The organism is Cupriavidus sp. SK-4, from assembly GCF_000611125.1.
GTDB classification, from domain to species: domain Bacteria; phylum Pseudomonadota; class Gammaproteobacteria; order Burkholderiales; family Burkholderiaceae; genus Cupriavidus; species Cupriavidus necator.
On the sequence record NZ_JFJW01000089.1, the window covers coordinates 85670 to 112160 of the forward strand.

50 protein-coding genes and 1 tRNA gene are annotated in these 26491 nt (G+C 63.0%); 25 read left to right on the plus strand and 26 right to left on the minus strand.

The genetic code is table 11. The annotated features are described in order from the left end of the window. Window positions 1-37 precede the first annotated feature (37 nt). From CF68_RS19080 to CF68_RS19170, 19 genes are all read right to left on the minus strand, one after another. Window positions 38-346, minus strand: a complete 309-nt coding sequence (locus CF68_RS19080; RefSeq protein ID WP_035821682.1) for a Mor transcription activator family protein — start codon at window positions 344-346, stop codon at window positions 38-40. Further along, complete coding sequence (locus tag CF68_RS19085) at window positions 343-2343, minus strand: phage terminase large subunit family protein (RefSeq protein ID WP_235205818.1); 2001 nt, start codon at window positions 2341-2343, stop codon at window positions 343-345. The genes CF68_RS19080 and CF68_RS19085 overlap by 4 nt, the downstream gene beginning before the upstream one ends. Next, entirely contained in the window at window positions 2343-2837 is a 495-nt protein-coding gene (locus CF68_RS19090; RefSeq protein ID WP_035821684.1) for a terminase small subunit, read from the minus strand. Before CF68_RS19090 ends, CF68_RS19085 begins: the two co-directional genes overlap by 1 nt. A gap of 187 nt (window positions 2838-3024) precedes the next feature. After that, complete coding sequence (locus tag CF68_RS19095) at window positions 3025-3840, minus strand: hypothetical protein (RefSeq protein WP_235205819.1); 816 nt, start codon at window positions 3838-3840, stop codon at window positions 3025-3027. 270 nt (window positions 3841-4110) lie between these two features. Then, the gene (locus CF68_RS19100; RefSeq protein WP_035821687.1) at window positions 4111-4410 is read right to left on the minus strand and encodes a hypothetical protein; all 300 of its coding nucleotides are present in this window, start codon (window positions 4408-4410) and stop codon (window positions 4111-4113) included. Next, window positions 4407-4844: an endodeoxyribonuclease RusA gene (locus CF68_RS19105; protein WP_035821689.1), complete on the minus strand. Its 438-nt coding sequence runs from the start codon at window positions 4842-4844 to the stop codon at window positions 4407-4409. Before CF68_RS19105 ends, CF68_RS19100 begins: the two co-directional genes overlap by 4 nt. Before the next feature lie 247 nt (window positions 4845-5091). Next, window positions 5092-5601, minus strand: coding sequence for a DUF1643 domain-containing protein (locus CF68_RS19110; RefSeq protein ID WP_051591589.1), 510 nt, complete (start codon window positions 5599-5601; stop codon window positions 5092-5094). Window position 5602: 1 nt separating this feature from the next. Then, complete coding sequence (locus CF68_RS19115) at window positions 5603-6010, minus strand: hypothetical protein (RefSeq protein ID WP_035821691.1); 408 nt, start codon at window positions 6008-6010, stop codon at window positions 5603-5605. Next, the gene (locus tag CF68_RS19120; protein WP_035821694.1) at window positions 6007-6270 is read right to left on the minus strand and encodes a hypothetical protein; all 264 of its coding nucleotides are present in this window, start codon (window positions 6268-6270) and stop codon (window positions 6007-6009) included. Before CF68_RS19120 ends, CF68_RS19115 begins: the two co-directional genes overlap by 4 nt. Window positions 6271-6420: 150 nt before the next feature. Then, window positions 6421-8325 carry a hypothetical protein gene (locus CF68_RS19125; protein ID WP_035821696.1) on the minus strand — a complete coding sequence of 635 codons (1905 nt, stop codon included), beginning with the start codon at window positions 8323-8325 and terminating at the stop codon, window positions 6421-6423. Beyond that, a complete protein-coding gene (locus CF68_RS19130) occupies window positions 8322-8600 on the minus strand; it encodes a hypothetical protein (RefSeq protein ID WP_152548512.1) in 279 nt (92 codons plus the stop codon). The genes CF68_RS19125 and CF68_RS19130 overlap by 4 nt, the downstream gene beginning before the upstream one ends. Then, window positions 8597-8776 carry a hypothetical protein gene (locus CF68_RS19135; protein WP_035821702.1) on the minus strand — a complete coding sequence of 60 codons (180 nt, stop codon included), beginning with the start codon at window positions 8774-8776 and terminating at the stop codon, window positions 8597-8599. Before CF68_RS19135 ends, CF68_RS19130 begins: the two co-directional genes overlap by 4 nt. Continuing rightward, a complete protein-coding gene (locus CF68_RS19140; protein ID WP_035821704.1) occupies window positions 8773-9120 on the minus strand; it encodes a hypothetical protein in 348 nt (115 codons plus the stop codon). Before CF68_RS19140 ends, CF68_RS19135 begins: the two co-directional genes overlap by 4 nt. Then, on the minus strand, window positions 9117-9488 hold the full coding sequence (locus CF68_RS19145) for a hypothetical protein (RefSeq protein WP_035821706.1): 372 nt from the start codon (window positions 9486-9488) through the stop codon (window positions 9117-9119). Before CF68_RS19145 ends, CF68_RS19140 begins: the two co-directional genes overlap by 4 nt. Before the next feature lie 7 nt (window positions 9489-9495). After that, window positions 9496-9780 carry a hypothetical protein gene (locus CF68_RS19150; protein WP_035821708.1) on the minus strand — a complete coding sequence of 95 codons (285 nt, stop codon included), beginning with the start codon at window positions 9778-9780 and terminating at the stop codon, window positions 9496-9498. 21 nt (window positions 9781-9801) lie between these two features. Next, entirely contained in the window at window positions 9802-10515 is a 714-nt protein-coding gene (locus CF68_RS35530) for a hypothetical protein (RefSeq protein WP_152548513.1), read from the minus strand. Further along, on the minus strand, window positions 10466-11422 hold the full coding sequence (locus CF68_RS37485; protein WP_051591591.1) for a hypothetical protein: 957 nt from the start codon (window positions 11420-11422) through the stop codon (window positions 10466-10468). Before CF68_RS37485 ends, CF68_RS35530 begins: the two co-directional genes overlap by 50 nt. Window positions 11423-11433: 11 nt before the next feature. Further along, window positions 11434-11625: a hypothetical protein gene (locus tag CF68_RS37125; RefSeq protein ID WP_152548514.1), complete on the minus strand. Its 192-nt coding sequence runs from the start codon at window positions 11623-11625 to the stop codon at window positions 11434-11436. 83 nt (window positions 11626-11708) lie between these two features. After that, window positions 11709-11954 (minus strand): hypothetical protein, encoded by a 246-nt coding sequence (locus CF68_RS19170; RefSeq protein ID WP_035821710.1) that lies wholly within the window; start codon window positions 11952-11954, stop codon window positions 11709-11711. A gap of 200 nt (window positions 11955-12154) precedes the next feature. Between CF68_RS19170 and CF68_RS19175 the strand changes: the two genes are divergently transcribed. Continuing rightward, window positions 12155-12334: a hypothetical protein gene (locus CF68_RS19175; RefSeq protein WP_035821712.1), complete on the plus strand. Its 180-nt coding sequence runs from the start codon at window positions 12155-12157 to the stop codon at window positions 12332-12334. Here CF68_RS19175 and CF68_RS19180 read toward each other — a convergent pair. Further along, complete coding sequence (locus tag CF68_RS19180) at window positions 12318-12548, minus strand: hypothetical protein (RefSeq protein WP_035821714.1); 231 nt, start codon at window positions 12546-12548, stop codon at window positions 12318-12320. The two genes, CF68_RS19175 and CF68_RS19180, sit on opposite strands and share 17 nt — an antisense overlap. Before the next feature lie 32 nt (window positions 12549-12580). Then, a complete protein-coding gene (locus CF68_RS19185) occupies window positions 12581-12817 on the minus strand; it encodes a hypothetical protein (protein WP_051591592.1) in 237 nt (78 codons plus the stop codon). A 113-nt stretch (window positions 12818-12930) separates the two neighbouring features. Between CF68_RS19185 and CF68_RS35540 the strand changes: the two genes are divergently transcribed. From CF68_RS35540 to CF68_RS19205, 4 genes are all read left to right on the plus strand, one after another. Continuing rightward, a complete protein-coding gene (locus tag CF68_RS35540) occupies window positions 12931-13410 on the plus strand; it encodes a hypothetical protein (RefSeq protein WP_051591593.1) in 480 nt (159 codons plus the stop codon). Then, window positions 13376-13612 (plus strand): hypothetical protein, encoded by a 237-nt coding sequence (locus tag CF68_RS19195; protein WP_152548515.1) that lies wholly within the window; start codon window positions 13376-13378, stop codon window positions 13610-13612. The genes CF68_RS35540 and CF68_RS19195 overlap by 35 nt, the downstream gene beginning before the upstream one ends. A gap of 164 nt (window positions 13613-13776) precedes the next feature. Continuing rightward, window positions 13777-14514, plus strand: coding sequence for a HipA family kinase (locus tag CF68_RS38470; RefSeq protein WP_035821718.1), 738 nt, complete (start codon window positions 13777-13779; stop codon window positions 14512-14514). Next, entirely contained in the window at window positions 14511-15329 is an 819-nt protein-coding gene (locus CF68_RS19205) for a DUF3037 domain-containing protein (protein ID WP_035821720.1), read from the plus strand. Before CF68_RS38470 ends, CF68_RS19205 begins: the two co-directional genes overlap by 4 nt. Window positions 15330-15405: 76 nt before the next feature. Here CF68_RS19205 and CF68_RS19210 read toward each other — a convergent pair whose 3' ends face one another. The 3 genes from CF68_RS19210 to CF68_RS35545 all read right to left on the minus strand — a co-directional run bounded on the left by CF68_RS19210 (window position 15406) and on the right by CF68_RS35545 (window position 16859). Continuing rightward, complete coding sequence (locus CF68_RS19210; protein WP_035821723.1) at window positions 15406-15693, minus strand: hypothetical protein; 288 nt, start codon at window positions 15691-15693, stop codon at window positions 15406-15408. A 130-nt stretch (window positions 15694-15823) separates the two neighbouring features. Further along, window positions 15824-16102: a hypothetical protein gene (locus tag CF68_RS19215; RefSeq protein ID WP_152548516.1), complete on the minus strand. Its 279-nt coding sequence runs from the start codon at window positions 16100-16102 to the stop codon at window positions 15824-15826. Between the two features lie 31 nt (window positions 16103-16133). Continuing rightward, window positions 16134-16859 (minus strand): hypothetical protein, encoded by a 726-nt coding sequence (locus CF68_RS35545; protein WP_051591594.1) that lies wholly within the window; start codon window positions 16857-16859, stop codon window positions 16134-16136. A gap of 209 nt (window positions 16860-17068) precedes the next feature. Between CF68_RS35545 and CF68_RS38975 the strand changes: the two genes are divergently transcribed. From CF68_RS38975 to CF68_RS19270, 14 genes are all read left to right on the plus strand, one after another. Continuing rightward, a complete protein-coding gene (locus CF68_RS38975; protein WP_255351116.1) occupies window positions 17069-17200 on the plus strand; it encodes a hypothetical protein in 132 nt (43 codons plus the stop codon). Window positions 17201-17210: 10 nt separating this feature from the next. Next, window positions 17211-17354: a hypothetical protein gene (locus CF68_RS37490; protein WP_161786870.1), complete on the plus strand. Its 144-nt coding sequence runs from the start codon at window positions 17211-17213 to the stop codon at window positions 17352-17354. A 12-nt stretch (window positions 17355-17366) separates the two neighbouring features. Further along, window positions 17367-17714 carry a hypothetical protein gene (locus CF68_RS19225; protein ID WP_035821728.1) on the plus strand — a complete coding sequence of 116 codons (348 nt, stop codon included), beginning with the start codon at window positions 17367-17369 and terminating at the stop codon, window positions 17712-17714. Continuing rightward, window positions 17711-18133 carry a hypothetical protein gene (locus tag CF68_RS19230; protein ID WP_035821730.1) on the plus strand — a complete coding sequence of 141 codons (423 nt, stop codon included), beginning with the start codon at window positions 17711-17713 and terminating at the stop codon, window positions 18131-18133. The genes CF68_RS19225 and CF68_RS19230 overlap by 4 nt, the downstream gene beginning before the upstream one ends. Next, window positions 18130-18363: a hypothetical protein gene (locus tag CF68_RS19235; RefSeq protein WP_035821732.1), complete on the plus strand. Its 234-nt coding sequence runs from the start codon at window positions 18130-18132 to the stop codon at window positions 18361-18363. The genes CF68_RS19230 and CF68_RS19235 overlap by 4 nt, the downstream gene beginning before the upstream one ends. After that, complete coding sequence (locus CF68_RS19240; RefSeq protein WP_035821734.1) at window positions 18360-18920, plus strand: hypothetical protein; 561 nt, start codon at window positions 18360-18362, stop codon at window positions 18918-18920. The genes CF68_RS19235 and CF68_RS19240 overlap by 4 nt, the downstream gene beginning before the upstream one ends. Beyond that, a complete protein-coding gene (locus tag CF68_RS38980) occupies window positions 18917-19042 on the plus strand; it encodes a hypothetical protein (protein ID WP_255351117.1) in 126 nt (41 codons plus the stop codon). Before CF68_RS19240 ends, CF68_RS38980 begins: the two co-directional genes overlap by 4 nt. After that, complete coding sequence (locus CF68_RS38985; protein ID WP_022539353.1) at window positions 19039-19173, plus strand: hypothetical protein; 135 nt, start codon at window positions 19039-19041, stop codon at window positions 19171-19173. Before CF68_RS38980 ends, CF68_RS38985 begins: the two co-directional genes overlap by 4 nt. Further along, a complete protein-coding gene (locus tag CF68_RS19245; RefSeq protein ID WP_035821736.1) occupies window positions 19170-19415 on the plus strand; it encodes a hypothetical protein in 246 nt (81 codons plus the stop codon). The genes CF68_RS38985 and CF68_RS19245 overlap by 4 nt, the downstream gene beginning before the upstream one ends. A gap of 2 nt (window positions 19416-19417) precedes the next feature. Further along, the gene (locus tag CF68_RS19250) at window positions 19418-20485 is read left to right on the plus strand and encodes a hypothetical protein (protein WP_035821738.1); all 1068 of its coding nucleotides are present in this window, start codon (window positions 19418-19420) and stop codon (window positions 20483-20485) included. Window positions 20486-20498: 13 nt separating this feature from the next. Next, a complete protein-coding gene (locus CF68_RS19255) occupies window positions 20499-20816 on the plus strand; it encodes a hypothetical protein (RefSeq protein WP_035821740.1) in 318 nt (105 codons plus the stop codon). Between the two features lie 121 nt (window positions 20817-20937). Then, complete coding sequence (locus CF68_RS19260) at window positions 20938-21126, plus strand: hypothetical protein (RefSeq protein ID WP_035821742.1); 189 nt, start codon at window positions 20938-20940, stop codon at window positions 21124-21126. Then, the gene (locus CF68_RS19265; protein ID WP_035821744.1) at window positions 21123-21473 is read left to right on the plus strand and encodes a hypothetical protein; all 351 of its coding nucleotides are present in this window, start codon (window positions 21123-21125) and stop codon (window positions 21471-21473) included. The genes CF68_RS19260 and CF68_RS19265 overlap by 4 nt, the downstream gene beginning before the upstream one ends. Window position 21474: 1 nt before the next feature. Then, window positions 21475-21981 (plus strand): hypothetical protein, encoded by a 507-nt coding sequence (locus tag CF68_RS19270; protein ID WP_035821746.1) that lies wholly within the window; start codon window positions 21475-21477, stop codon window positions 21979-21981. Between the two features lie 10 nt (window positions 21982-21991). Here CF68_RS19270 and CF68_RS19275 read toward each other — a convergent pair whose 3' ends face one another. After that, complete coding sequence (locus CF68_RS19275) at window positions 21992-22186, minus strand: hypothetical protein (protein WP_035821748.1); 195 nt, start codon at window positions 22184-22186, stop codon at window positions 21992-21994. A gap of 30 nt (window positions 22187-22216) precedes the next feature. Between CF68_RS19275 and CF68_RS19280 the strand changes: the two genes are divergently transcribed. Genes CF68_RS19280 through CF68_RS19305 form a run of 6 tightly spaced genes read left to right on the plus strand, consistent with a single transcriptional unit; the run spans window position 22217 to window position 26274 of the window. Continuing rightward, on the plus strand, window positions 22217-23869 hold the full coding sequence (locus CF68_RS19280) for a DNA cytosine methyltransferase (protein WP_051591595.1): 1653 nt from the start codon (window positions 22217-22219) through the stop codon (window positions 23867-23869). Next, window positions 23866-24210, plus strand: coding sequence for a hypothetical protein (locus CF68_RS19285; RefSeq protein ID WP_035821751.1), 345 nt, complete (start codon window positions 23866-23868; stop codon window positions 24208-24210). The genes CF68_RS19280 and CF68_RS19285 overlap by 4 nt, the downstream gene beginning before the upstream one ends. After that, window positions 24211-24483, plus strand: coding sequence for a hypothetical protein (locus tag CF68_RS19290; RefSeq protein WP_035821754.1), 273 nt, complete (start codon window positions 24211-24213; stop codon window positions 24481-24483). Further along, the gene (locus CF68_RS19295; RefSeq protein WP_035821756.1) at window positions 24480-24935 is read left to right on the plus strand and encodes a hypothetical protein; all 456 of its coding nucleotides are present in this window, start codon (window positions 24480-24482) and stop codon (window positions 24933-24935) included. The genes CF68_RS19290 and CF68_RS19295 overlap by 4 nt, the downstream gene beginning before the upstream one ends. Continuing rightward, window positions 24932-25180, plus strand: a complete 249-nt coding sequence (locus CF68_RS19300; protein ID WP_035821758.1) for a DUF4224 domain-containing protein — start codon at window positions 24932-24934, stop codon at window positions 25178-25180. Before CF68_RS19295 ends, CF68_RS19300 begins: the two co-directional genes overlap by 4 nt. Then, entirely contained in the window at window positions 25177-26274 is a 1098-nt protein-coding gene (locus CF68_RS19305; protein ID WP_035821760.1) for a hypothetical protein, read from the plus strand. The genes CF68_RS19300 and CF68_RS19305 overlap by 4 nt, the downstream gene beginning before the upstream one ends. A 133-nt stretch (window positions 26275-26407) precedes the next feature. Here the strand turns inward: CF68_RS19305 and CF68_RS19310 are convergent. Further along, window positions 26408-26483: transfer RNA gene (locus CF68_RS19310), tRNA-His, on the minus strand. Window positions 26484-26491: the final 8 nt, after the last annotated feature.

Below are 26491 nucleotides of genomic sequence, written 5' to 3' on the forward strand. Positions count from 1 at the left end.
TTAGGGGAAAAAGCGGAATATCTGCACTCGTGGGGGACTAGGCCCGGTTGATCACCTCATAGAAGGTGGTTTTGCTGATCCCGAATTGGCGACAAACCTCATCGCGGTTCCGGCCATTGAAGGCGGCACGGATGGCCTCATCGCGCTCCCGCCGGTCTGGCGCCGGGATATAGACCTCTTGCCCGCCCAAAAGCCGGCGCAGCCCGCGTTCGAGCCCCTCAATGATCGGCCTGGCAAGGTGCTCGACGGCCGTAATCTCCTCCCGCACGATGGTCGTCAGTGCTCCGGTGAGGTCGATCGCGGCGTCAGATTGCGAGGCGTCTTCGTTCTTGAGGGGGTCGCTCATAGGCGGCTGCTCCAGTCGTCTGAGGCAATGGCGGTTTTTCTGGCGGGAGGTCGAGGTGCTGCCGGCGCGGCCGCCACCGAAGGCGTCGCGGCGCGCGTCGACGAGCCGGTTGGCTGGGACCTTAGGCGTTGTTCCAGCTGATCCCAGTACTTCGCTGCCTTGCGAGCCAAGTCAAGGTGGGTTTCCAGCCAAACGGCATAGACCGTGCAATCCCAGGCTTCGACCCGCTTCCGGGTTGCCGACCATTTGGACTCTTCGCCTCTGGCCGTCATCTTCGTGGTGCGCTGTTCGCCGGCCATCTGGCGGAAAAACTCGTCTGACAGCTCGTGCGAAAAGTGCATGTAACCGGGGCCCGGGCGGGGAATGTGAAGCCGGTTGTAGATCAGATCCTTGGCGTGGTTCGTGCCCACGTGCCAGAGCTGCACGCCGTTGCGCTTCACGCGGCCGCGCCAGTCGATGTCCACCTTGGCCACGCCGTCCTTGATGTGCTTCTCCCGGCCAGGACGACCGGCAACGGCAAACACCTTGCGGCGGGCATATTTGGCTGCGTAGGCATAGACCGCATGCGTATTGTGACCGCGGGAGTCGATGGCCGCGCCCTCTATATAGAGAGTGGCGCCTGACTCGTGGGTGAATGGGGTATCAAACAAGTACTCGGTCAGGTCATCCCAGACCTTGTCCTGCGCTGGATTCCCGAAGAAAACCTGATGATCAACCACCCATTTCTCGCACCCGCGGCCATAGGCCCACACCACCACCTCCAGCCGGTTGTCCTGCGTATCCACCCCCGCGAGCAACAGCAGACCTCCGAGCGGCACCCACCGCAGTGCATAGGGTTCGGCGCGCTGCTTGATCTCGTCGACGTCGGTGCGCTCGACTTCCTGCTCCCATGCCTCGCCGCGGGTGGTGTTGACGAAGGCCTTCAGCTTCGACATGTCGCCTGTCTGGGCCTTCTCGTTCGCTGCCAGAAACTCGCGCACGATATCTGACCAGGCAACGGCCGGACTATAGGCGGTCCAGACCCCGAGAAATGCGACATGACGGGGTAGCCGCACCACCTTGCCCTTCGCATTGCGAAACACACCATCGTGGCTGATGGTGGTGCCGTCATCCGACTGGTACCGGCCCTGCTCCCAGACGCGCAAGTAGTCGGCCTGCTGAATCAGCGCGCCACAGTGGGGGCACAGGTGGCGCACGGTCTCCGGGTCATCGTTCGTCCACTTGAAGCCGTGCGCTTCTTCCTTCCCGCCCCAGGTGATCGGGTGGAAGGTGTCGCATTCTGGGCAGGCGATGTGGTACCGGAACCGTTTCTCTGCAAGCTCCACCCGGCGCTCGATGAGCGACAAGCCCTTGAGCTTGGGGGTGGAGCCGCACACCAGCTTCGGGAAGGTAGCGCCCTCGGTGCGCTTGGCTGCCAGCGTGACGGGGTCCCCCTCTTTCTCGACATCGCTATCGAACGCGTCGAGCTCGTCGAGATACGCCACATCCACCGAGATCCGGCGATAGTTCTTCGCTGCCTTACCACCGCGCAGGTGGAGCATGGAGCCGAGGAACTTCTTGGCCTGCAGCGTATTGTCCTTGTGCCTGGCGAGGAAAGCCGGAAAGATCTCCCGCATCACCGCCACATCGCGCAGCATCGGCTCCAGTTCGGTCTTGACGAACTCATCGCGGTCGTCGTCGGCTGGCTGCCAAAGCGCCTGGTTCCGGCGCCGGTGATGGGCGAAGTAGCCTACCGCGGCGAGGATCATCTTCGTGTAGCCCACCCGGGCAGACTTCTGCAGGTCAACCTCACGGATCGCATCGTTGCTGATGCAGGCGAGTATTGCGCGTTGGAAGGGCCAGGCACTCCAGGCCTGCTCGACATAGGAAGATTCGGCCGACAGGTAGAAGTGCGCGGCCGCCCATTCCTCGAGCGTCATCGGCTCCGGCGTGCCGAACCCTGCCAGGCCCCGGCCGAGGTGGTGTGCAATGATGGGGCGATACTGAGGCGCCAGCATCAGGCGGGCTCCTCTTCGTCGGGCGCTTCGATGCCCAGGTCATCCAGCGTCACGGCGGCGGCAATGTTCCGTGCCTTAGCCACCTCCCGGGTGATGAGCTCCACGTCGGTAGCGGACAGAGTCGGCAGCCGGCGCTTGAGCATGCCTGGTATCGCCTCGAGGATGCCGGACACGCGTGCACCGGCCTGCGACAAGACCTGCTCGATCAGATGAACCGGCGCCAGCTCCCGCCTGGTCACCTCGTTCTGCAAGGCGATGCGATCGGCCTGCTCCTTCGCCAGGCGTGCACGCTCTGCGACGAGGTCGAACTCACTCTCCGAAGCGCGCCCGGCGGCGGTTTCGCGCAGGTGGCTGCAATAGGCAAGCAGCATCTGCCGGCCGGTCATGCCGGAGAGGATGATCCCGCGCGCGACGAGGCCGCTGACCGCCGGCTGGCTGATGCCAACCAGGGCAGCAAATTCGGCTTGCCTCAACTTCACGTCCAGGTCGATCACATAATCCCCATAGAGCTGTGTCGTGACTAGAGAGCGCGCGAGGCTCGAATTACCCTTACAGGGTGCCTCATGGGAGTACCTTTCGTCACTTTCCAGTGTTCGCACCAAACCTGTGCGGGGGCCGGGCAACGGTAGGCTATCCGAGTGGCGGATATGCCACCTTTGGACGAGAATGGACGGGTCGCTGTCATCGAAAGGCCCTCGAATACCTGGCCAGCGCACGCGTCAGCTCGCCCTCGAACTCGGCGCGCGCGATCTGGTCGGCTACCTCGAAAAAGCGGAAGCGCGGCTGGTAGGCCGGTGCGCGCACGAACACGAGCACGGGCACGATGTCGCTGCCATGAATGCCTCGCTTGGCATAGACACCAGACGACAGGGTCTGCATGCGCCCGTGCATCCAGCTGCGCGCGCCGATACGGTGACCGCGCCGGGCCACGAAGTAGGCCACGCCGTTGACAGTCTTGAACCCATTCGCACTGCGCCCGACTCGCTCACGCCGCGCACGGCTCTTGTCCGTGGCATTGGCGCGATATCCCTGCTCGCCGAAGGCCCGGAGGTAACTCAGGATCTGGATGATCTGGGCGCGGCTCATGTTGCCGTAGGCGTCCAGCTTGGCCCCGGCCGCCGGCAATGCGTACTCGTCTGGCAGCATGGCGCCGATGCGCTGCAGCGCCTTCTCGAAGCGCTTCCAGCCCCGGCCTCCGCCTGAGACCTCGGGCGCCAGGTACTTCACAGCAGGCGTGCCTTTGCTGGTGTCCGCCTTGAGACCCACTACTGCCTCTGGCTTGGCCGGCGTGGCAGGCTGCAGGTACACGCTGTTGATGGTGTATCGGGTGGGCTTGTCAAAGGCACGCTGGATCTCGATCCGCTCAGCGTCGCGAATCTTGCGCCCAGTCTGCGTGAGGGCGACCACGCTGGCGAACGGCAGATCGCGGTTCATCAGTCGGTCAATGTCACGTATGACAGCGCCTGCATTACCACTGACGCTCAGCTTGTCGGCCATCGTCAGCCCACCCGCGGCATAGGCCGCACGTCGAGCCAGACACAGACCATGATGCCGATGACCACAGAGACCAGAATCCATACGTACATCGTCATCACCTCGAAAAGAAAAAGCCCGCCGAGTTGCCTCGGACAGGCAAAGCCCACATCGTGGGAGGAGACACAGGTTGCGGCGCGCGCGCACGCGCCCCAGGAGCGGCGTGGCAGAGCGAAAGATTCCCCGGTGCTTTCACTTTGTTCCCCGTTGCAAAACCGTCAATGCCAGCCAGCATCAGCCTCCGTTGAGCTGCGCCAGCGTCGCGTCGAGCAGATCCAGTTCCGTCATCTTGAGGATCCGCAGGTATGTCTTGTCTCCGTGCACCCCGTTCTTGCCTTGGTGGCAATCCAAGTGGCAAAGCGGGATGACCAAGTGATTTCCGGCCCGCTGCTGGCCACCCTGCCCCGTACGAATGTGGTGCGCGTCGGTGGCGGATTCTTGCCGCCGGTCCAGCAGCGTGCAGCAGATACACGCCATCTCCTTAATGCGCCCCATGTAGGCAAGTTCGGCCTTGGTCGGCGCCTTTTTACTCATGCAGCATCCCCGACGAACAAGCCGGTCTGCTGCGCGTGCAGCGGCTCCACGATGATTTCCGCGCGCGGATTGGCTCGATCAATCCCATGGTAGATATGCTTCTCCCTCACCTGGCGATCGTTGACATAGACGCCGCGATGGACCAGAGCGCGCCTGCCGCCCTTGCCCGAGTACTGGGCCTGCAGCACGTCCAGTAGCACCGATTCATCGAGGTCCGGTCGCTCTGTGGCATAGAACAGGTGCATGGTCACCCGCACTGGCCCCTCCAGCATCTGGCGCGCTGCCGGTGGAATCTGGCGCAGGGCGTCCATGGCGAACTTCCGAGCCTTGTCCGACTTGATGCTGGCCGGCCTTCCGTGAATCGTGACGATCTTGCGGCTGTTAGCCTTGCTGGCGGCCTCGCCCATGATGGTGAAGGCAATGCGGGTCGTCATGCCCGATGCCTCCGCCGTGCAGCAAACCATCCGCAGCGGGCGCTCGTTTCGTCCATCCATTGGCAAGGCGCAACATCAGTCGGCCAGGTCGGCGAGCGGAACCATGTCTCGAAGGCCTGCCAAGCCTCGGCCCGTCGGGCGGCCTCACCAGCAATGGCCGCCTCGCACTTTCGCGCCTCGAGGCGACTGATGCCGCTGTCATCTCCGCAGTCGTTCAGGCAATCGCACTTCCGCAGTTGCCGGCCAGTCATGCAACCTCCCTGCTTTGCGCTCCCGAAATGCAAGCCAACTTGCTGCTGTAGGGCAGCATAAGTGGATGCGCCGGCGTGCCGTCCGCCAGTTGGAACAGTGCGTGCAGCGGCAGGCCGCCCTGGCGCAGCAGCTCGGTCACCACCTGGACGGCGCCCAGGCCGCGCCCGTTCGCACCCCAGGCGCACACGGCCAGGCCGCCACGGCGCGCCACGCTGGCCGCCGCCAGGCGGATGTGGCGATGGTTGTCCGGGCCAACCGGGTAGCCGGCGCGCTTCAGCTCGCGCGGATCGGTCGCGCGGAAGGCGAACAGGTTCACCACCTCCACCGACTCGCTGCCGTGTCGCTCGGCAAACCCAACGCACTTGCGGATGGTCGGATCGTCCTCGCTGGCGTCCGCCGTGCTGGGGTTCAGCATCACGAACAGCATGGGCTTTGCCGGGCCCCAGCGGCGCTCCAGGTGGTACCGGAAGGCGCCGCAGTCCGAAATCACTGCGCTCCTGTGCATGTCAGTTCTCCTCCTGGTCGGCGCTGTGCTCGGCCATGCCTTTATCGTAGGCGGCGCGCATGGCCGCAATCACGGGCGCGGGGATGGCCTTGATCTTGTCATCGCGCCAGGAAATGTCATTCAGCCATCGGCGGTGGCCGTGCAGCTCGATAGCGGCGCGCACCTGGTCCGTCAGGGGACGAATGCCATCGAAGCTGCTGCCGCCGACCTTGCCGCCGTTGTCGCGGCGGTAACGCTCCTCACGGTCGAACTCATTTGCCATCACGAATTGCGTGGCGGTCATGCGCTTGAGCGTCAGGATGGACGGAGGATGGCCGTAGCGCGAGTGCAAACCCACGGCTGCCTGGTCGCCGGGCTTGAGGCTGGCCAGCCAGGCCTTGTACTGTTCGCGGTCCTTGTCGTAAATCACGTTGCTTCCTTGTTCATTTCGGCGCGGATGGCGTCGGCGCAGTCCAGAACCGACCTTGCGGAACGCTCATTCCCGAATGCCACTCTGTCGCATATGACCGCCGCCCGCTCCATGCCAGCGGCGTAGGCGGCTTGCCAGCCTTTCCACATGCTGCAGTAGGCTTGCGCTTCCCAAGCGTTGTAGCCGGTTGCCGCATAGCCATCGCCGCAACGGATGCACTGGCTCGGCATCGGGAATTTCTTCTCAAACGCTTCACGCATTGTCATTTCCACCTCGCAATCAGGTATTCCGTCCAGCAGTTGTGTTCGTCGTGGCCTGCCTCCTCCTGGGCCAGCATGCAATGCTTGCCACGCGGACGAAGGTCGCGGCGTATCTCCATCCACCACCACGTTTTGTAGCGGCGCCGCAGGTCACGCATCCGCATCTTTCTCCCCATTGGGCGCCTCAGCGGCGGCGAGCACAGTGCCGATGCCTTCGAACAGCGTGGGCAGCATGCGAAGCACCTTGTTTTTGGCAAGGGTCATGGCTTGGTATTCGTCCGTCAGGGATACGGCGCCAAGCTCCGACTTCCGTGAAACCTCCCAGCGGGCGTTATAGGCGGCTGTCGCATCGACGTGTGCCTGCCATGCGGCGTGCCAATCCTTCACGCTGGCAGGAATCTCCACCTCCGCCCGCGAGGACGCGAACAGAGACCGCGCACCGGCTTCCAATCGCATCTTGTGCAACTCGTTGTGCGTAGCCTCAAAGCGCGCCGCGAGTGCTTGAACATGAGCAGGCGCAGTGCCCGCGCCACCGCACACCGGGCAATCCTGCTCCCATTCGTGGAAGTCGCTTTCGCCTATGCGCTCGCTGCAATTCACTTGCCCGCGACCTCCGCACGTCTTGCACTCCGGTTCCTCCGCCCGCGAGGACGATGCGCCGATCTCAGCCCGCGCGGCCTTCATGGCGGCTTCATGGTTTAAAACGCATGCAAACTCTTGGCGGTATGCGGCACAAGCTCGGGCCAGCAACTCATCCGACAGCACCACACCCTGCCGGCCAGGGTGCGATAGTTCTTCGATCAGGTTCGCCGCCGACTCGAATGCATGAGCATCCTGCAAGGCGCCATCAGCAATTTCCAGCGGGCTGTCGTCGTAGCCTTCCGGGTCAGCCTTGATGTGCTCCGCAACTGCCCTGCATGTCTTTGCCTTGCCGCGAAGCTCATGAATCCAGTATTGCGGCGCGGCTTGCGTACCCAGTTTCTCGTTTGTCAGCCGGTAAGCCTGCCGGTCAGCGCGCGCAGGCGCTGCGGGGGTGGCGGATTGCTGGCGGGCTGGCGTTTGCAACGATGCAACGAGCATGCGGGGGCCGGGGCGGACAATAACCTCGCGTGGCGTGCTATCGAGTACGTCAAGCGCCCATTCCTCCAGAGCATCTTCGGTCACGACTTGCCCGATACAGTTTTCGGACAGGTGTTTCACGAATCGAACCAACGGCGTGTCATCCGCCTGTGCAGTGGGTGCCGGCGCATCCGCTGCGGGCTGGGCGGCGAGTAGAGCGCGGGCGAACTTGTTGGTGTCGAAGAATTCGCCTGGCTTCTGTGCGTCTTTCAGCCAATATGACTCAGCCAGTTCCGTGATTTGCTCATCCGTCAGCGCAGCAGGCGATGCGCACCGACAGGCGGCCGGGTCGCAGGTGTCATGCGGGCAGTCCAGCCCGGCGTAGTCCTGCCCCATGTCGCTGGCAGGCGCTGCGACCGGCGCAGGGGCGGCGCCACAACGCAGGTCATGGGCGACATTCGCGGCGGTTTCCGCCGTCACGTCGAAGTATTGCCGCAGGACGTAATGCACTGCCTCGTCTGCCAGGGCAGGCGATGCGGCCGGCGCAGGGGCGGTGTCCCGTTGCTCCATGAACTCGACCATCGCGGCATAGTCGGTGTCATCCCACACCGCGCCCAGGCCGCCGCACTCACGGCATCCATTGCCCAACTCGCAGCCAAAGACATCGCTGTGCGCGTACTTCTGTGTCGGGCGGCCGTCCTCAGTATCGTAGCAACCCGTGCAGGTCGCCCAGAAGCCGGCGCCCTCTGCAACCGTCTCGGCTACCGCACGCAGTTCAACGGGCAATTGCTCCACCTGTTGCCCGCCGGCGCTCGGCACCATTTCGGCGCTGTCACCAGAATGGTCGGCGGCCTTGCCAAGCCAATACGGAACGGCCTCCGTCGGGCGAGAGCCATTCACTTCCTCGCCGCCATTGAATCGCAGACCGCCATAGGGCCCCGGATAGCGGTAGGCGTACCCGTCAGGCGTGCGTTCCGGGATGTTCTGTTCGGTCATGCCGTCACCTCGTCGAGCTGCTCGTCATGCTCGGGCACGCCGCTGATCGGGCGCAGGTCGGCGTCATAGCAGTCGCCCTTGGTGTCGAAGGAGAATTCCCACGGCCGGTCCAATTCCTGAACACGAAGCGGTGCGCCTTCGACCTTGCAATGCCAGGCTGGGCCGTCGTCGAGCCAGAGCGCCGGCGCAACGACGCGCACCACGCGGCCAATGTTCTCGGGGTAGCAATCGCGCACGATGAAGGCGACATCTCCAACTTTGCAACGAGGTTTCATGCTGCCCTCCGCAGCTTCTTGGCCTTCCGCTCCCGCTTGGCCTCTGCGGCGGCGATGCGGGCATGGTCAGCCTGGGTGAGTCGGCCCGGCTTGCGGGTCAGCGGTTGCGGCTGGCGGGCAGCGTCCATCGGGGCGAGCATGGCGGCCACTGCGGCGAGAATCGATTTCCCGATCATGCCGGCACCTCGTCGGAGCGGAAGTGGCGATGGGCCGGCAGCTGGATGTGCGCCAGGGTGATGCCGAAGAAGGCGAGCAACTCCGCGACCGCGCCACCCACCTGCCGGGGCGGCGCCTCGACCACCGTGCGCTCGACCACCACCGGCAGCGCGTTCACATTGAGAAGCACCCACTGGCCGCGCAAGCCGCCCGACAGGCGCGCCACGGCCCCAACCTTCTCCAGGCGGACCAGCTCCCTGTGCACCAACTGCCTGCTGACCTTGGCGGTGGTGGCGAAGCGGGTGGCAATCACCACTTCGTCGCGCTGCAGGGCCTCGATCAGCTGCTGTTTCGTCGTTTTCATGCTGTCGCCTCCTCCGGTTCGTCGTAGCAAACGTGTCGCGTGGCCGGCAGTTGGAGCTTGGGCGCCTTGAGCGGCATGCCCCAAACCTCCAGCAGCGGCGTGATGTCGATGCCAGAGCGAACGTGCTGGCCAGGCCTGAGCGGCCGGTAGGCGGCCAGCGCCACCAGGTCGGTGGCCGTCCAGATCTTCAGGTAGAACTTGCCCCGCTTGATCTTCTTGGCCTTCACCAGAGACAGGGCCTGCAGCCGACCAAGGACGTCCGCCACCGCCCCGCCAGTGCAACCCGCCACCTTCGCAAACTCCGTCGCGATGACGCTCTCGCCCTTGAGCAGCACCGCGCAAACCTGCTCCCTCACGGTCACTGTCATGGCGCCCTCACTCCGTAGTCGTGGGCAGGCCGAACGACCCAGCGTCAGCAGCAAAGCCCTCTTCGCTGCAGGACGCCATCAACATGGCCACGCTGAGCGCCGACGCGCCGTCCTTGGCCTCGGGCTCAGCCGTTACCGGGCGCACATGCCAGGGCACCGTGGCGATCGCCAGTTCGCGGCTGGCGCGAGTCGGTCGGCGAACCGCCGGCACCGCTGGCGTCACCGCCGCGGGCGAGGCCGGCATAGCCGGCAGGCGCAGCAAGCGCGCGATCAGGTTGCGAATGACTTTCATCTCCCGTCCCTCCTTCGAAGTTCAAAAGCCAGATCGCAGGCCAAGCGCTACCTGGGCCATCCTCAGCACGCCAAGTGCGATCTTCTCGCCGGCCTTGTCGTGCTCCACAATCCGCTCGGCCCAGCGCTTGTTCCCGGGCTCTTTCGTTGTCGCCCGGACCTCGCGCATGGCGGCCTCGACCCGCTCCGGGCTGGCGCGGCCACGGCCAGGCGCTGGCAAGGCGACTCGCCTCTCCGGCACATCCGGGATCTGGTCCTGTGCAAGCACGCTGTCGAGTGCCGCGGCGTAGCGCTTGATGAGCGCCCCGTGGCTCAGGTTCATCATGTCGAACTCGCCCACCTTGATCGCCGCCCAGTAGAAGGCCGGGTTCGTCCAGGTGTCTCTGCCTTCGGTGCGCAGGTGCAGCTGCTGGGTTGCCTCGTAGAGCGCCGCGTCATAGTTGACCCGGGGCCGCGCAAGCGCCAGGAATTCGGGAAGCGTCGGGGGGAAGCTGCGCCCCAGCAATGCGTCACTCGCGCGCCGCAGCTCGTCGCGCGACAGGCTGGCCAGTTCCTTGCCCCACAGGCGACGCACGGCAGCGAGATCCGTGCCACGCCATAGGTCGGCGAACTTGGAGCCGTACATGCCCGACATGCGTGCGAACAGGCTGTCCACCCAGGACTCTGGGATGGCGCCGGCCGGCCAGTCAGCCGACGACGCGGGCGTCAACATCGAAGGTCTCTGGGGTGCGTTCATGGCTCGGTTTCCTCCCGGTGAGGGTGGCGTGGACGTTGGCGCGATCCTGCGCCCTGGTTTCGGCTGTGGTCGTGCCTGGCGCCTGCGACGCAAGCACGCGGTCGACGTATGCCGGCAGGAATGCGATCGGCTCCTTGGCCTCCTTGCGGGCCTGGGCCACCGCGGCATCGACGCGCTCCAGCGTCAGGCCGGCGTTGACCCAGCCAGCGAAGATCGGCCAAGCCTTCTTGCGGTCGTGGATGCTGCAGACGTCGATCTCGACGCCGTGCCGCTCGCGGAAGTGCGACGCCCAATGCCCTTCACCAGTCGGAGGGTTGGGAATCGTCGCGCCCACTGTCGCGCGCGAACCACTGACGATTGAACTACCACTATCCTTTCCCTTCCTATTCCCTTCCCTTCCCTTCCCTTCCGTCAGTGAGTCCTCCGTGACATCTGCGTGAGGACTCAGTGAGTCCTCAGTGAGTCCTCCATGAGCACTCCCTGAATCGGATTGGTCTGTACCACCCTCATTCACGGAATCAGGGTGGCCAGAACCACAGGCATTCAGTGAATCACCGGTCTCAGACGCGTTGCTTTCAGTGAGTTGAACGGGAAGCGGGATGGCGGATTTGGACTTGCGATTGATGACCTGATGCCGCTCGAACCCGACAATGTGCAGGTAGGTGTCGCCATTCACGGAGTACTCAGTGAGCAGGCCCAGCGCAAGAAGCCGCTGAATGACAGGCTCGCAATCGATGGCGTCGGCCGGGAAAATCTGCATCTTCAGCTTGCGAGCTGAGCGCTGCAGATTGCCGTTGTCGTCGGCAAAGTTCCAGGTGCCGACGAAGAACAGGCGCGCCTCGAATGGCAGCTCCACGATCTTCTCGTCGGTCCAGAAATCCGGCTTGATGGTGCGAATGCGGGCCATGGATACAACCTTCAGCGACGCCGGCTCTGGCGTGAGAGCACATGGTTCGCGGGGTTGTACTGCTCGCCCTTGTAGCCCGCGAGCCATTCGAGGTGCGCATCGGTGCCGGGCATGTGCGGGTTCTCGTCGGCCTGCTTGCCGCGGCAGAAGGCCTCGGCGCCGGCCGAACGCACGTGCGCCCGGGGTGTAAGTTCGTGAATCACTGCGTCTCCCTTCCCAATGCCTGGCCGTGAGTAAATGGCGTGAACTGCGGGGGTGTGAGAGCACCCCATTCCCACCCCCGATCTCACCCCTTTCTCGCCACGACGCTGATGCGCTCGGCGTATATGCTCTTCATGAAGTCCTCGCCGTGGGCGCTGACCATCAGCAGCTCGCGCACGAATTCGGAGAGCGACATGCCAACCTCTGTGGCCCTGGCCTCCAAGGCCTCGCGGGTTTCCCAGGACACCTTCACCTTGGGTATCTCCGCGGTCATCTTTCCGAACAGGTTGCTACGTCCGCTGCGTGCCATGCCCTCGTCCCGGTCTGTCATCCCGAAATCCCCGTTGGTAACCCAAACCCGCTGGTGCCCGCTGATAGGTCTCGCGAGCTCTCTACAGCCTGGCGATTTGCTCGCCTATCGCTGCTCGCCGCCGGCCGGACATGCCCGCCTAACGGGTAATTGGTGCGTACCCTCAACCGTGGAAGAATTGAGGTCTCTCACCTTCTCAACCACCCACGAAAGGGGTACACATGGAAATCGAACAAGCGCGCGGTTCTGCAAAGGACCTGTTGAAACATGTCCTGGAACATCAGCCGAACTTGCTGGGCGCGCAGTCAGGCGTTCACACTGGCAGCGGCGCAGAGCTCGCAGAGTTCTGCTCCAACTTCATCGAGACCTATGCCAAGTACCTGACTACCCGTCAGAAGTAGCCCTTCTCTTGCTCACTAGCGCCACCGCCAGCCCACCGGCGGCGGCCTGGATTAACTCTGGGTCAGTGCAGCCACTCGCAACAAGGCGACAGATGGCTTCGTCGACCATCGTCCGCTGCGCAGGCGACAGATCTGACTCGCTGCCGGAAGATTCCCGGCAGTCCAATGCCGGCCCGATCAACCACAGCACGAATCTGGCGTAGAGGTTCTTCATGGGTGTTTCCTTGTCGGTGGTCGCTTCAGTCTTTACGCAGGTGAAGCGGCTGATTCAGCCACGGTTGCTTGGTGGTCCTTTGACTGCAGGAGCGAAACGAAATCGAGCTTGCCTTCCGAGGCCACCACCAGTCGCTCGGTGAGCCGGACCGATGGGCGTCGATGCCCATGGGCTATCTGGCTGAAATAGGCGTAGTTGGTCCCAGCGGCTTCGCTCACGCGCGCAGCCTCTTCCGCGCCGAACTGCTTCAGGAAAGTCTTTGCATCCATCCCACGCTCACTGAACTGTGGTCATCGATGGATTTACGATAGCAAAATGCTAGTGGCAAGTCAAAAGCATTTTGCGCATTCCAGCGCGTAGCAAAATGCTATGTAATGCCCGCATGGACATCAGCGAGATCCGACGACTCAATCTCCTGCGCCTGATCGGCGAGCAGACCATCACCTCATTCGCTGAGCGGGTGGGGATCGCGCCTGCCTATCTAAGCCAGATCAAGAACCAGGCAGACGGGCGTGGCATGGGTAGCCGCACGGCCCGCCGGATAGAAGACGCTCTGGGCCTCTCCCATGGCAGCATGGACCACGAGCAAGCTGAATCCTTGGGAGAACTGCAGGAAGCCATCGAGCTGCTTAAATCGATGTCGGAAAGCGCCAGGCGCGTAGCGATCGCACAAATTAAGGCGCTCGCAGATCTGGATTCAGAAAAGCTTAATTCAGCACCTGCGGAAAACGCCACGGAACGTGGTACCGTTGCCTCACGCACTTATGCCGAGAATGTCTCAGAACAAAGACAAAGGCTAAAGAGCACGCTCGAAGGTGGGGTCAACCGTGCAGGCAAACGTCACAAATCTGGTGGTGGATAGGGAAGCTGTCGAGATTGCGCAGGAATTGCTGCGCAAGGCTACAGCGGGCGAGCTCTGTGGACTTGCATTTGTGGCGAGGACAGTACACCGGGGATACGAATTCGTGCTGACCGGCAATTTCAAGGCAAACCCCTTGGAAGCCGCTGGCGCGGCCGGCCTGCTAAGCACCATCGCCGAGCAGCAGGCTATCGAGCGCCTCTAAGGGCAACCCCTTAAGGGCATCCACTGGGCTGTTGCACTTTCGCACCCCCCTCTCAAGTGGGATCCAATTCGCGCGCCGTCATGCCATAGCATGCGCCCGCGAAGCCGCCCGCCAGCAGCGGCAAAGACAATCAGAACCACAAGACATCGCACGAAAATTTTCGGATGACATATCCAACCATCATTGAAGTCCTGGGGCGGGCTGAACAAGGTGTAACTAGACCGTTCCGATGCCGCGCGGAGGATGGCAAACTCTACTACGTGAAGGGGAAACACGCTTCCCGACGCAGCCAGATTTGCGAATGGGTGGCCGGCAATATTGGCTTGGCGTTTGGCTTGCCAATTGCTCCCTTCACTATTGTTGATGTGCCGGCTGAGTTGGTAGAAATGCTGCCAATCGACCAGCAGGAATTGGGTACCGGACCCGCGTTTGGATCCTTGGCGCTGTCGCACGCCCTTGAGGTTTCGTGGCCCCAGGTTGGCTCGGTCCCCATCGAGACGCGATCGGATATACTGGTGTTCGACTGGTGGGTTCGCAATGGTGACCGCAGCCTTACAGCGCTGGGCGGCAACCCCAACCTTCTCTGGAACCCGACCACCGAGCGCGTGGTAGTCATTGACCAGAACCAGGCGTTCGATGACGCCTTCAACCCCGCAGAGTTCTTTTTCAGTCACATTTTTCGAGCTGAATGGGGCCGCATTGTTGCTGATTGTGTCACCGTAGCTACCTACGAGCAGCGCCTGGAAGCAGCCATTGCTCAGTTCACCGTAGCATGCGACAGTTGTCCCGAAGAGTGGTGGTGGGTCGACGAGGGCGTGCCAACAACATTCGACGCTGACAAAATCCTTTCACAATTGACAGCGTTCTCACAAGCAGATGGATTTTGGGGAGGAGCGAAATGAAATACGCATGCCAGTACGCGATCGTTCGCTTCATGCCATACGTCGAGACCGGTGAGTTCGCCAATGTTGGAGTGGTCATGGTCTGCCCAAAGACAGGCTATTTCGACTTCAAGCTTCTGACCAGGGTTCGACGCATAACCGCTTTCTTTGAAGAGCTTGACGCCAAGGTCTATCGAGCCGCTCGTGATGCCTTGCGAGACGAATTGAATCGTGTCAAAGAACTCTATGGGCAGGTGTTGGACTCACAAGTCCAGGCAACGCATCTCTTTAGAGAGCTGGTGCGACCACGCGAGTCGATGATTCGATTTGCTGACGTGCGAGTTGTTCTGGCCGACGAACCGGCTAGCGAACTCATAAAAGTCTTTGAGCACGCCGTTGGGAGAGCCTTTGCTACTAAGGCGTACCAAGAGCAGATTCTCGAGAAGCACATCCAAAGCACGTTACGCGCGGCAGATCTAACAGCTCTATTCAAGGCTCGAAAGATTGGCAACGAGGCATACCATGCCAAGTTTCCTTTCGTGCGTGTGAATTGGGAGGGCATGCCTATAAAGGCGATTAAGCCTCTCCACCTTGCACATGACGATCCTGCTGCGATTTTCGACCACGGATGGGAATGGCTCGGCAAAATAAAGCGCTTGCACACAGAGCAGCAATTACCCCAACAAGTAATGTTTGCAGTCAACGCGCCCGCTCAATCCGATGCCCTACTGTCACGCGCATACAGGGACGTCGTAACGGAACTGAACACAGCCCCCAACAGTTCGGTCGTCCCATATGATGATGCGCAGGCGATTCTTCGATTCGCCAAGCAATGATAGAGAGTCCTTAAAGACTAAGCCCGCCGGATGGCGGGCTTAGTTCTTTCTTGCGCAAGCATCGCCGGTTCATCGGCTACTCGCCGTCAATCCAACGGGTCTCCACGTCGCCATCTTCCGAGCTTTTGGGCAACTCGATGCCTAGCCGATTGCCACTGACGGTCAGCTCCAAATCGGAGCTACCCTTGGCAATCTTTAGGGAGATGGGATCGAGATCGCTGGCCACGAAGAAGAAGTTCTTCATGCGCTCGATCAGGTCCTCAAGCAGCTCATCGCCCAAGTCCTCGTTCTTTCGGCCAGCCCATACCCACTCGCAATACTCGTTGTAGCTGGCCACCACGTCTTCCAAGAACTCTTGGGCCATGGGATTCCCTCCTCGCCCCAGCTGGAGCGGACATATGTTGCAGTTCCAGTCTAGGCCGAAATCAAGACATCCAAGGTCTCACCGAGCCGGCGAACTGTCCTGACCGGCGTCGGCGGGCACAAATCCCGGCTCATTTCACATGCAGCGTGGCGATGCGCCGACCCCGCACGTTCACGCCTACGTCACCGCTCCAGCCCGCCTCTTCCAGTTCGGTCAGGATGCGGCTGATCGACACATCGTAGGAATCCACCTCGACATACTGGTCGCCGCTAGCGTCCCGCACCCGGTGAATACGCAGCTTGGCGCGCAGGTTCGCGCCGACGTGATCGCCCAGCTGCACCACGCGTGACTCCATGCGGGTCACACGGTCCTTGATCTCCTGCACGTTAGCTTCTAGTTGTCGGCTCATCGTGGTCTCCTAGCAAATTTTCGTACACCGACTAGCGGGCCGGCAAGCAACTCTGGCCGGCGCAAGCGTACTCCTTGACCATCCCGCCCATGCAGTTCACCCGGTAGGTGTCGCCGGCCTGGCTTGTTGCCGTGCGGAGTGCGTAGCCGACTGGCGTGCACATGTCTCGCAGGGCAAGTTCCTCAGCCATGCTCGAGAAAGGCCCAGGGCTGGGCTTTGCAGCCACCACTGGCTGACGCACCTGGTTGATTTGCGGCGAGCCAAGAGCTTGCGCCGCGGGCCCTGGAGCAGCAGGCTGCTCTGAGCTTGCGAAACGGGCCTTCAGGCGAGCCAGAAAGTTCATTAGCTCGGGCCCTTTGCCAGCCGTCAGGTTCTGGGTTCGCTCAAACGCGCTACCTGGGTTCGTCACCAAGTCAGCACTGGCGTAGACCTTCGTGCCTCCGGAAAGCTCGAGCACGTTGAATGTAGTCCTCGCCTCCGGTGTGCGATCGTAGTTCGAGCCAAACAGCACCGCCGCAACGAAGTCGCCAGCGGAATTGCCGTCCATCTTCCGCCCCAGCACAACTGAGTAGTCGGTCGCGGACTTGACTCTGGCCTCGCTCTGGTGGGCCATGTCCACGATTGCATCGATAACTTGCCTCCGGTTGGTGTTCGGGATGGACACCTCCGGCTTTCCACTATCGGTGTAGAGGGGCGGCGGAGCAGCACACCCGACCAGACCAATGGCAACCGCGCCCGCAATCAAAATCGCTTTCATGACCCTCTCCCCCGGTGCTTGTTGTCCAGGCAGATTAGCGCGCAGGACCTCTCCGCCATATCAGGCAAAAGTATGTTTCAGCAGTGAACAGCTACGCACTTCTGTGGATCTCCGGTTTCAATCGCATTTTGCTATTGCATGATGAATAGCAGTTTGCTATTGTTGACTCACGGCAACGAAAAAACTGCAACCTGCCACCGGAGTCCGACATGCGAGCCAGCACCCTCCTCCTCACCTGCATTACCGCCATCCTGGTCGTCGGCGCAGTCGCCCTGGTGCTTCTGCCGACCATGGCGGAACTGCACCGCGCCCTGACCGCCACCCTCTCCATTGCTCGCTGAGGAGATCGCCATGGCCACCGCTCTGCCCGTCTACGCCGTCGTCTACACGCTGCTCGGCTGCCGCTGCGTCACCCGCTTCGACAAGCTGACCGACGCCCTCTCCTTCGCCGTCCGCGCCGAGGTCGACGGCTGCACTGACATTTCCGTGCACTGAGGAGCCCCCGCCATGAACCACCAACAGGCCCGGGCAGACATCGCCGCGCAGATCGCGCGCGGCAATGTCGAGTCCTTCTGCGAAGGCGACGACGCCATCCGCCACCTCAGCAAGCTGTTTATCGTGCGGAACACCCGCCGTCGCGCCGGCGAGTCCGATGACGCCTACGCAGCCCGAGTCGGCTCCTTGCTGACCGACATGCTCGACGCGATCGGGCAGGTACTGGTCGGCGCCAACGTCAACTACGTCTTGGCTGACGCCGCGGATCAGCCCGTGATCTGCCGTACCCGTGAGGCCTCCCTGCTGGCTATCAGCCGCCAGGTGGCACACGACGTCCTGATGGCGCGAGGTGTGGCATGACTCGCCGTATTGCCCTCATCGACATCTGGAAGCTCCCCCTGCGCCAGCAGGCGATGAAGCGTGAGGAGCTGCGCCACAGCGCCCGGCTCAAGGAACTCAAGAAGATCGACGCGCAGCTGGCCCTGCTGGAGGCCGAACACGCCGCCATCAAAGAGGCCGGCTACACCATCTCAGGCGCCGAAATCGGGGCTGACGCCCTGCGTGGTGGCCTCAGCTTCTTGCCGACCGCAATCCTGAAGGGCGACAACGAGGCCTTCCGCGCCCTCGTCGGCGCCGGCTTCTCGCTGGTCGACCGCAGCGAAGGCGCATACCGCATCGTCACCCTGACGAAGGGACGCCTGAAGATTTCGATGGGCCTGACGGCGGAAGCGCTCGAACAGCTCACACCAGAAGCCAAGCCGACAACGGAGGCAGCATGACGCCCGATCAAGCCGCCATCCGCCAGGCCACCGCGGCCAACGTCCAGGCCGAGCTAGTGCGTGAGCTGCAAGCCGCCCATCAGATCATCCGCAACATGCTGGGTCTGCTCTCGGTCAGCCAGAAGGCGGTGCTGGCCCAGCGCAACGCTCTAGACGATGTCGACGGCGAGGGCATCACCCGCGCCAATGAGCGCGCGGCCGTCATCAAGCGCGCTGGAGGTGTGGCATGAACACACCCACCCATGCGCAGATCGCGCTGCTGCAGCACACGCTGGGCATCAGCGAGCATCGCCGCGAGCCGTACCGCAACCACTTCGTCGCCAGCCCTGGCCACCACGACATGGCGGACCTTGAGCAGCTGGAAGCGGCTGGCCTGATGATCCGCGGCCATCGTCCTAGATTCTTACCGGAAGACGATGTCGTCTTCTACATGACCGACGCGGGCCGCGCGCTGGCGATCGCGTCTTTGCCGGAGCCCAAGAAGCCGACGCGCTATGAGGAATATCTTCGCGCCGACGGTTGCGCTGGCGATTCGTTCGGCGAGTTTCTGTGTGGTATCCGCCTGCCTGAGTTCGAGGAGCGCAGCCACCGCGCCTACGGCGAATGGAAGACGACGCGCCAGTACCGCATGTACCGCCTGACGTGGGATCGGAACTACGGCATCCCGGGCGACCGGGATGTGCAAGGCGACTGGGCACCGACCAAGAAGGAAGCCAAGGCCAGCTACAAGGCAGCGTTGAAGAAGCACCGCGAAGCGCTCCGTGCCGAGCAGGGAGCCTACGCATGAAGTTCCTCCGCGCCATCGCCTTCTGGTTTGCTACGGCCGCCGGCGTTATCGCCCTCTCTGGCCTGTACGCCGCGTTCAACCCGGACGCTCCCACTGCTACCCCGATCTGGAGGCAATCGTGACCTTCCGCATCTTCATCAACCGTCAGTGCGTCTATACGGGCCGCTTCGCCAGCTGGTGGGCCGCTCATGACGCTGCCATCAACCGCGGCCTGCTGTGCGGCGCGCGCAATGTGCAGGTGAAAGCAGCATGAGCTTCCCTGGCTATCGCGTCCGCACCGCGGAGAACAACAAGGCCTTTGCCGAGCGCGCCAGTCTCGTGGGCAAAGCACCGATTCCGCCCGGTCTCCCGTCGGCGCAGGAGATCGTCGCCGCTATCGACGGCGTCGTTCAGTGCGAAAACTTCTACTCGATGGCCGCGCAGGATGCGCTGGCCCGCCTGGTGATCGTGCGCGAGCAGTTCGCCGCATCCATTTCTCAACCGAACGGACAGTGACAATGTTCTCGATCGCTGGCAACCATTTAACCGAAGCCCTCAAGACGGCAGCGCAAGCCGCAGCCGCGAGGTCGCCCCTCCAGGCGCTGACGCACATCCGCGTAGAAGGTGAAGCCGGCTCCTCGGTCCTAACCTTCACCGGCTCGGACGGCTACGTTACGGCCATCGCAACTGTCCCGGCCAGCATCGGTCCTGACGACGTCGATGTTTGCGTGCCCGCGGACAAGCTCCAGGCAATTGCCGGCATGGCCGCTGCCGCCGTCGTCTTTTCCAAGAAGGACGCCAAGGTTGTCGCCCGCGCCGGCTCGTGCCGGGTCACCGTGCCGACCATCCCCGGCGCCAGCTTCCCGTCCCCGAACATCGAAGGTGAGCCGATCGCCGAGTTTGATGCCCCGGGCCTGACGACGATGATCCCCACCGTGGCATTCGCGATCGCGGGGCAGAAGGTTCACGACAAGCCGTTCCTGCGCAACCTATGGCTGGAATCCGACGGATCGGCCATCCACGCTGTGGGCTGCGACGGCTTCATGCTGGCCGCGAACTGCCTGCCCATCGAATGCGAGAAATTCGGAGTGCCCGTTACCTCCGAGGGCGCATCGCTTCTGGCAGCAGTTGGCGCAGACCATTTCCAGATCTACCAGAGCCACCTGGTGGGCAGCCGCGCGGGCGTCAGAGTCATTTGCAACCGCCCGCCGCCCAAGTACTTCGAATGGCGCCGTCTTTTCCCTGTGCCAGATCAGTTCGTTACGTTCTCGCGCGACGACTTGCTCAAGGTATGCCCGCTGCACAAGGTGTTCGACAACAACGGGGTTATCCGCTTCGAGCAGGACGGCGATCTGTGCGCAGTCACCATCTCGGACACTGTTCAGGCCGTCGATGCCGACATCGAGCTCAGGGGCCGCGGTTATGAATCGCACCTCGAGGGCTCCTTCGATGGCACTCAGCTACTGCGCCTGCTCGGCCAAGTGAAGACCGAGCAGGTATCCCTTTCCTGGGCGGGCGAGAAGAGCGGCGCCTGCCTTCTTCAAGACGGTAGCTGGCGAGGCGTGCTGGCCCCCCTTCGCGCATAACAAGGACACCACCATGAACGTCGACGAAATCAAGCGTCAAGCGACGCGCGCTGCCCGCAAGGGCGACATCGCCAAGCTGGATGAACTGGAAATCGCCTACATGAAGGCAGCAGGCATCCCCCTGACCAAGGAAGACCCGACTTATGACGAAGGCTGCGCAGTCATTCCCGCGCAACCGGTGCGGCTGTTCCGCGGCGCCGGCCCGAACGGTGAAACGCGCGTCCAGTGGGTCCGCTTCGATGGCGTTCACGTCATGTCGGACATAGAGGGCCACCTGGTGGACTGCGACGATGAACAGCCGGCGCTCTTCTCACTTGCTGAGGCTGCCTGATTCACATGAGCGGCTACATCTACTCGGTCGTCATGGCACTCGCCTTCTTCGGCGTAGTCGCCCTCGGCGCCTATTCCAACTACCGATTCATCAAGCGACTTGCAGAGAGGGAGACCTCGCGATGAAGCTGGTCAGCACCGCCACCATGATCAAGCGCCTTGAAGGCTTACTTGGCACTCGTGACCTGAGCGAGTGGGAGCAGGACTTTGTCCGTAAGCTTGCCGCCGAGGCCGCCTCCGGCCAGGTCACCGGCCTCACCGGCGCCCAGGTTGACAAACTCGACGAACTGCACGGGAGGCACTTCGCATGACCGCCCTGGAGAAACAAGTCATCGAGGCCGCACTGCGGAAGATGTTCGCGCAGGGCCATTTCAGCATCTGCACCGTCGACAGTTGCCTGGGACTTCTCAACATACCGAAGGGTGGCAAGACATATCAGCTCCTGCACGCCCTGCACTGCGTCGACTTCTCCGACATGGATCGCGAGCTGGCGCACGCTGTACCTAGCATGATCGGCGAGCTCTTTCAGGGGATTTCGTTCGATGTCCCTGCGCTGATGTCGCGAGTGCAAGCTGCCGCGGCCCCTGTGGTGGCTGAGGTCGTTGAGCCCGCCGGCGAGCCGCGCCGCGGCTTCTTGCGTTTGCTTGGAGGGCGTTGACATGCTGCGCCGCCTCCTGCTCGCCTACTCCGCCCGCCGGCCCGTCAAGATCATCTCGGACGGCAACCGCCCCTACCTCGAGCGCTATTTCGTCTGCGCCGTGTTCGGGATCCGGGTCTACCTGCACCGCTTTGTGGGCTCTGATCCGGACCGGGGCCTACATGACCACCCCTGGCGCTGGGCCCTGTCGCTGATCCTGCTTGGCTGGTACTACGAGGCCACGCGCAGCGGCACGCGCGCGGTGCGCTGGATCAATTTCCTGACCGGCGACACCTTCCACCGCGTGATCCTCTGCCCCGGCCCGCTGATCGGCGTCCATACGCCACGTGAGGTCTGGTCGCTGTTCGTCGTGCCAGCCAAGGACGTCAAACCCTGGGGCTTCCTGCGCGATAAGGGGCCGCTCGGCCAAGTGTTCACGCCTTTCGACTACGGCACTGCCGGCAAGCCCGCGCAGTGGTGGAAGCATGCTCCAAGAGGCCGAGACGCAGCGGGTCGGCAACCTGGGTAAGCAGAGCAGGTTACATCTCGAAGCTTGCTTCGTTAGACGGCGGAGAAATGGGCTCCACGCGAAGCGGTTTGAATTTCATGGCGCACTGCATTGCCGTACCTCCGTCCTCCAGGCAGACCAGAAAATCTTCGGCTTCTTCGACCGTCGAGAAAACGTACTTGAATGCCCCGTCGATGACGGTAGTGCCTTTGATCTCTCTTGCCATTGTTCTCATCCCTTATGAAGGCATCGCAATATGATTCGCGACCAATTCCTGCTCGACATCGCACCGGAGATTATCGTCGATAATTTCGCCGGTGGCGGTGGCGCGAGCTGCGGCATTGAGCTGGCCCTTGGCCGGCACGCCGACATCGCTATCAACCACGACCCCGAGGCCGTGGGCATGCACGCCATGAACCACCCTCAGACCGAGCACCACTGCGAGAGTGTGTGGGACGTGGATCCGCTCGACCTGGTGAAAGGCCGGCCGGTCGGCCTCGCCTGGTTTAGCCCGGATTGCAAGCACTTCAGCAAGGCCAAGGGCGGCAAGCCGCGCGACAAGAAGATCCGCGGCCTGGCCTGGGTGGCGATGCGCTGGGCGGCACTGGTGCGCCCTCGCGTCATCATCCTGGAGAACGTGGAAGAGTTCCAGACGTGGGGCCCGGTACTGGCCGACGGGAACCCCTGCCCGAGGCGCAAGGGCGACACCTTCCGCTCTTTCGTGCGCCAGCTGCATGAGAAGGGCTACGCCGTCGAATGGCGTGAGATGCGTGCCTGCGACTATGGCGCTCCGACCATCCGCAAACGTCTGTTCCTGATCGCCCGCTGCGACGGCAAACCCATCGTCTGGCCGGAGCCGACGCACGGCTCGCCCGATAGCGCCGCGGTGAAGGCTAGGGAGCGCAAGCCATGGCGTACAGCCGCCGAGTGCATCGACTGGTCGATCCAGTGCCCCTCGATCTTCGACCGCAAGCGGTGGAGCAAGAGCAAACGGGCATGGGTTCCTGCGCCGCCCCTGGCCGAGGCCACGCAGCGCCGTATCGCCCGCGGCCTGCGCCGTTACGTCATCGACGCGGCTGAGCCGTATGTGGTGAAGCTGCCGGCCAGCGCCGCAGCGCCGATCTTGACCGAGTGCGCCAACGCTTCCGGTCAGCGCAATTTCCGCGCCGACGAGCCCCTGCGCACGCAGTGCGCCGAGGTCAAGGGCGGGCACTTTGCGCTGGCTTCCGCGACTCTGGTGCAGACCGGCTATGGCGAGCGACCTGGTCAGGCACCCCGCGCACCGGGGCTGGACAAGCCGCTGGGCACGGCCGTCGCTGGCGGCGTCAAGCACGCGCTGGTGTCGGCCTTCCTCGCCAAGCACTACGGTGGCAACTACGACGGGCCCGGCGTCGGCCTCGATACGCCGGCAAGCACCATCACAACCGCCGACCACCATGCGCTGGTTTCGTCCAACCTGGTGAAGCTGCGCGGCGAATGCACCGGAAGTGCCGCCGATGAGCCGGTCTCGACGGTCACCGCCGGCGGCACGCACATCGGAGAGGTCCGCGCCTTCCTGGTGAAGTACTACAGCGAGGGCGGCCAGGATCAGGACTGCCGCGACCCGATGCACACCATCCCGACCAAGGACCGGCTGGGCTTGGTCACGGTGGCCGGCGAGCAATATCAGATCGCCGACATCGGCATGCGCATGCTGGAGCCGCACGAGCTTTACGCGGCGCAGGGCTTTCCGAGCAGCTACGTAATCGCCCCGGTCATTAATGGCCGCCGACTGCCCAAGCACGCCCAGGTCCGCATGTGCGGCAACAGCGTCAGCCCGCCGATGGCGGCAGCTCTGGTGCGGGCAAACGTGCCGGAGATGGCGAGCTGGTCCACCAAGGAAGTCAAGAAGCTAGGAGTCGCCGCATGACCGATCTCGAGCAAAAGGCCATCGAAGCCGCCCTGCGCAAAATGTTCGCGCAGGGGCATTTCAGCATCTGCACCATCGACACCTGCCTGCAACTGCTGGGCATCGCTCAGGGCGGCAAGGCCTACCAGCTCCTGCGCACCCTGCACTGCGTCAACTTCGCCGACATGGATCGCGACCTGGCGCAGGCAGTTCCGGGCCTGATTACCGAAGTATTCCAGGGCGTGTCGCTGGACGTCGCCGGCTTGGCACGCGGCCGGGAAGCGCCCGCCGCCGAGGCGGAAATCGTTGAGCCGGCACCGGCGGCGCGCCGCGGTCTCCTCCAACTCTTCGGGGGACGGTAGATGAGCCGCCTGGCCCTCGCCCGGACTGCCGGCATTCTGGGCGGCAATGTCGAATTCCGTCGTTTCCTAGCCGAACGCTACCCGGAGGTCTGGGCGCAGTTCGGCGCGCTGCGCGACACCGAGCGCGCTGCCGCCGTGGTCCGCGCCGTGTGCGGCATCGCCTCGCGCAGCGAGTTGGACAGCAACCCCGCCGCCGCTCAGCGCTTCCACACCAAGCTCGGGTTCCCCTTCAACGCCTGGCGGCCGCAACGGCCAGATCCGGAGCGCCCATGATCGAGTCCATCATCAAACCCAAGCGCCCCACCGGCCCAGGCTGGATTCGCGAGACGGGAGCGGAAATCGAAGCTATCATGCGCGCCGCTGCGATGGGCTTTGCCTGCGAGGCCTGGGTGCATCCCGAGACCGGCATAGCGACATTCAGCGCGGTCGAGGTGGCGCACGATCCGGGCCAGCCCGATCTTGGCCCCGAGTACCACCTGAGCATCAGCAAGAACAGCGGGCGCGGAGGTACGCGGCGTGCCAGCAGCGCCGAAGCGCTCTGGTGTCTGGCGCAATTCGACCTGATCGACGCCAAAGAAGACAACCACGTGCCGCACGGCCTGGTGCGCAATTTCTGGCGGCCGGTGGCCGATAACCTTTCTGGCTACGAGTGCCCCTGCGCCGCCGACGAGCCGGCCATGCAGGAGGACAAGGGCGACTACGTCTGGCGCGGGGTGACGAAATGAACAGCCTCGGCGTCGGCACCTATCTCACGATGACCGAGCTTGCGGAGCTGGTCGGCTGTCGTCCGACCAGCCACAGCTGCATGAAGCGCTGGCTCACAAAGCACGGCTGGCCCTACGCGGTGAATATCGCTGGGGTGCCCCAGGTGAGTCGCGCATACTACGCGGCCCGCATGACCGGGACCGCCAACCAGAGCGCCAACGATGGCGCCGAAGACGAACCAAACTTCGAAGCACTGATCGCATGATTTCCCGCCGCAAGACCCCTGATGGCCTGCCGTTCCGCTTGTACCGGCGCGAGGGGAAGTTCAAAGTCAGCTATGGGTACAAGCTGCCGAACGGAACATGGGCTTTCCGCCTGTCAGCTCAGCGCAACAAGCCCGAGGCCGTTGCCGAAATCGACCTGGAGGCGCGCCGGCGCGCCGACGAACTGAACGGCAATTTTGTGCTGGCCGGCACCACCGAAGCTCTGATCAGCGAGTACTTCAAATGGCAAACCCGGCTGCCTGCCGACAGCGAAATGCGAAAGGCGGACATCACGCTGACCGAAAACCGCGTTGAGGCAAAAAACCTGATCAAGGTCTTCGGAAAGGTCAAGCCGGCGGCGATCAAGCCGCACCACATCTACCGGTATCTGGATCGGCGAGCCGAACTCGGTGCCCCAGCCAAGGCCAACAAGGAGATCGCCTTGCTGTCTGCTGTGCTCGAGTACGGGCGCCGCTTGGGTGAACTGCCGATCAACCCATGCCGCGGCATCAAGTACAACCCTACCCGGCCACGGCAAAAGTATGTCCAGCCTCATGAGATCGCTCTCGCGCTCGAGATTGGGCGGGCCCGCGGCGGCAGCTACCTGGTACTCGCTCTCTGTGTACAGACGGCCTACCTAACGGTCAGCCGCCCGGAAGAAATGCGCACGCTGGTGAGGCAAGCCGCGACGGACGAGGGCCTGGTGGTTCCGGTGGGTAAGCGCAAGGCCGGGCAGATCCAGCGCACGAAGCTCGTTCGCTGGTCACCCTCCCTGCGGACAGCCGTGAACGACGCCCTCGCCCTGCAGCGCACAGCGAGCGTCTATGTGTTCGGCAATTCGTCAGGGCAGGTGTACAGCCGCAGCGGCTGGAACACGATCTGGAAGCGACTGATGGGCTACTGCCAGACAGTTGCCACTGAGCGCGAAATTGAGTTCAGCCCGTTCACCCTGGCCGACATGCGCCCCAGTGCCGTGACTGACCGGATGGAGGAAGGCGACGACCGCATCACGGACGCCACCGGCCATGCCGACGGAAAGATGGTGGCCAAGGTCTACGACCGGCGACGCGTCCGCAAGGTGCGCCCCACGGCCTGACCGGTTCCGCGGAAACGAAAAAGCCCACCGCAGTGGGTGGGCCTTCGGAAAATCAAGTTCCAAAAATTGGAAGATCATCTTCCAAAAATCCGGTTAAGTCAGTGGGCCTTAACCTTGGAACCTAATGAATACTTGGGGTGGCTGATGGGACTCGAACCCACGACGACAGGAATCACAATCCTGGACTCTACCAACTGAGCTACAGCCACCGTAGAGG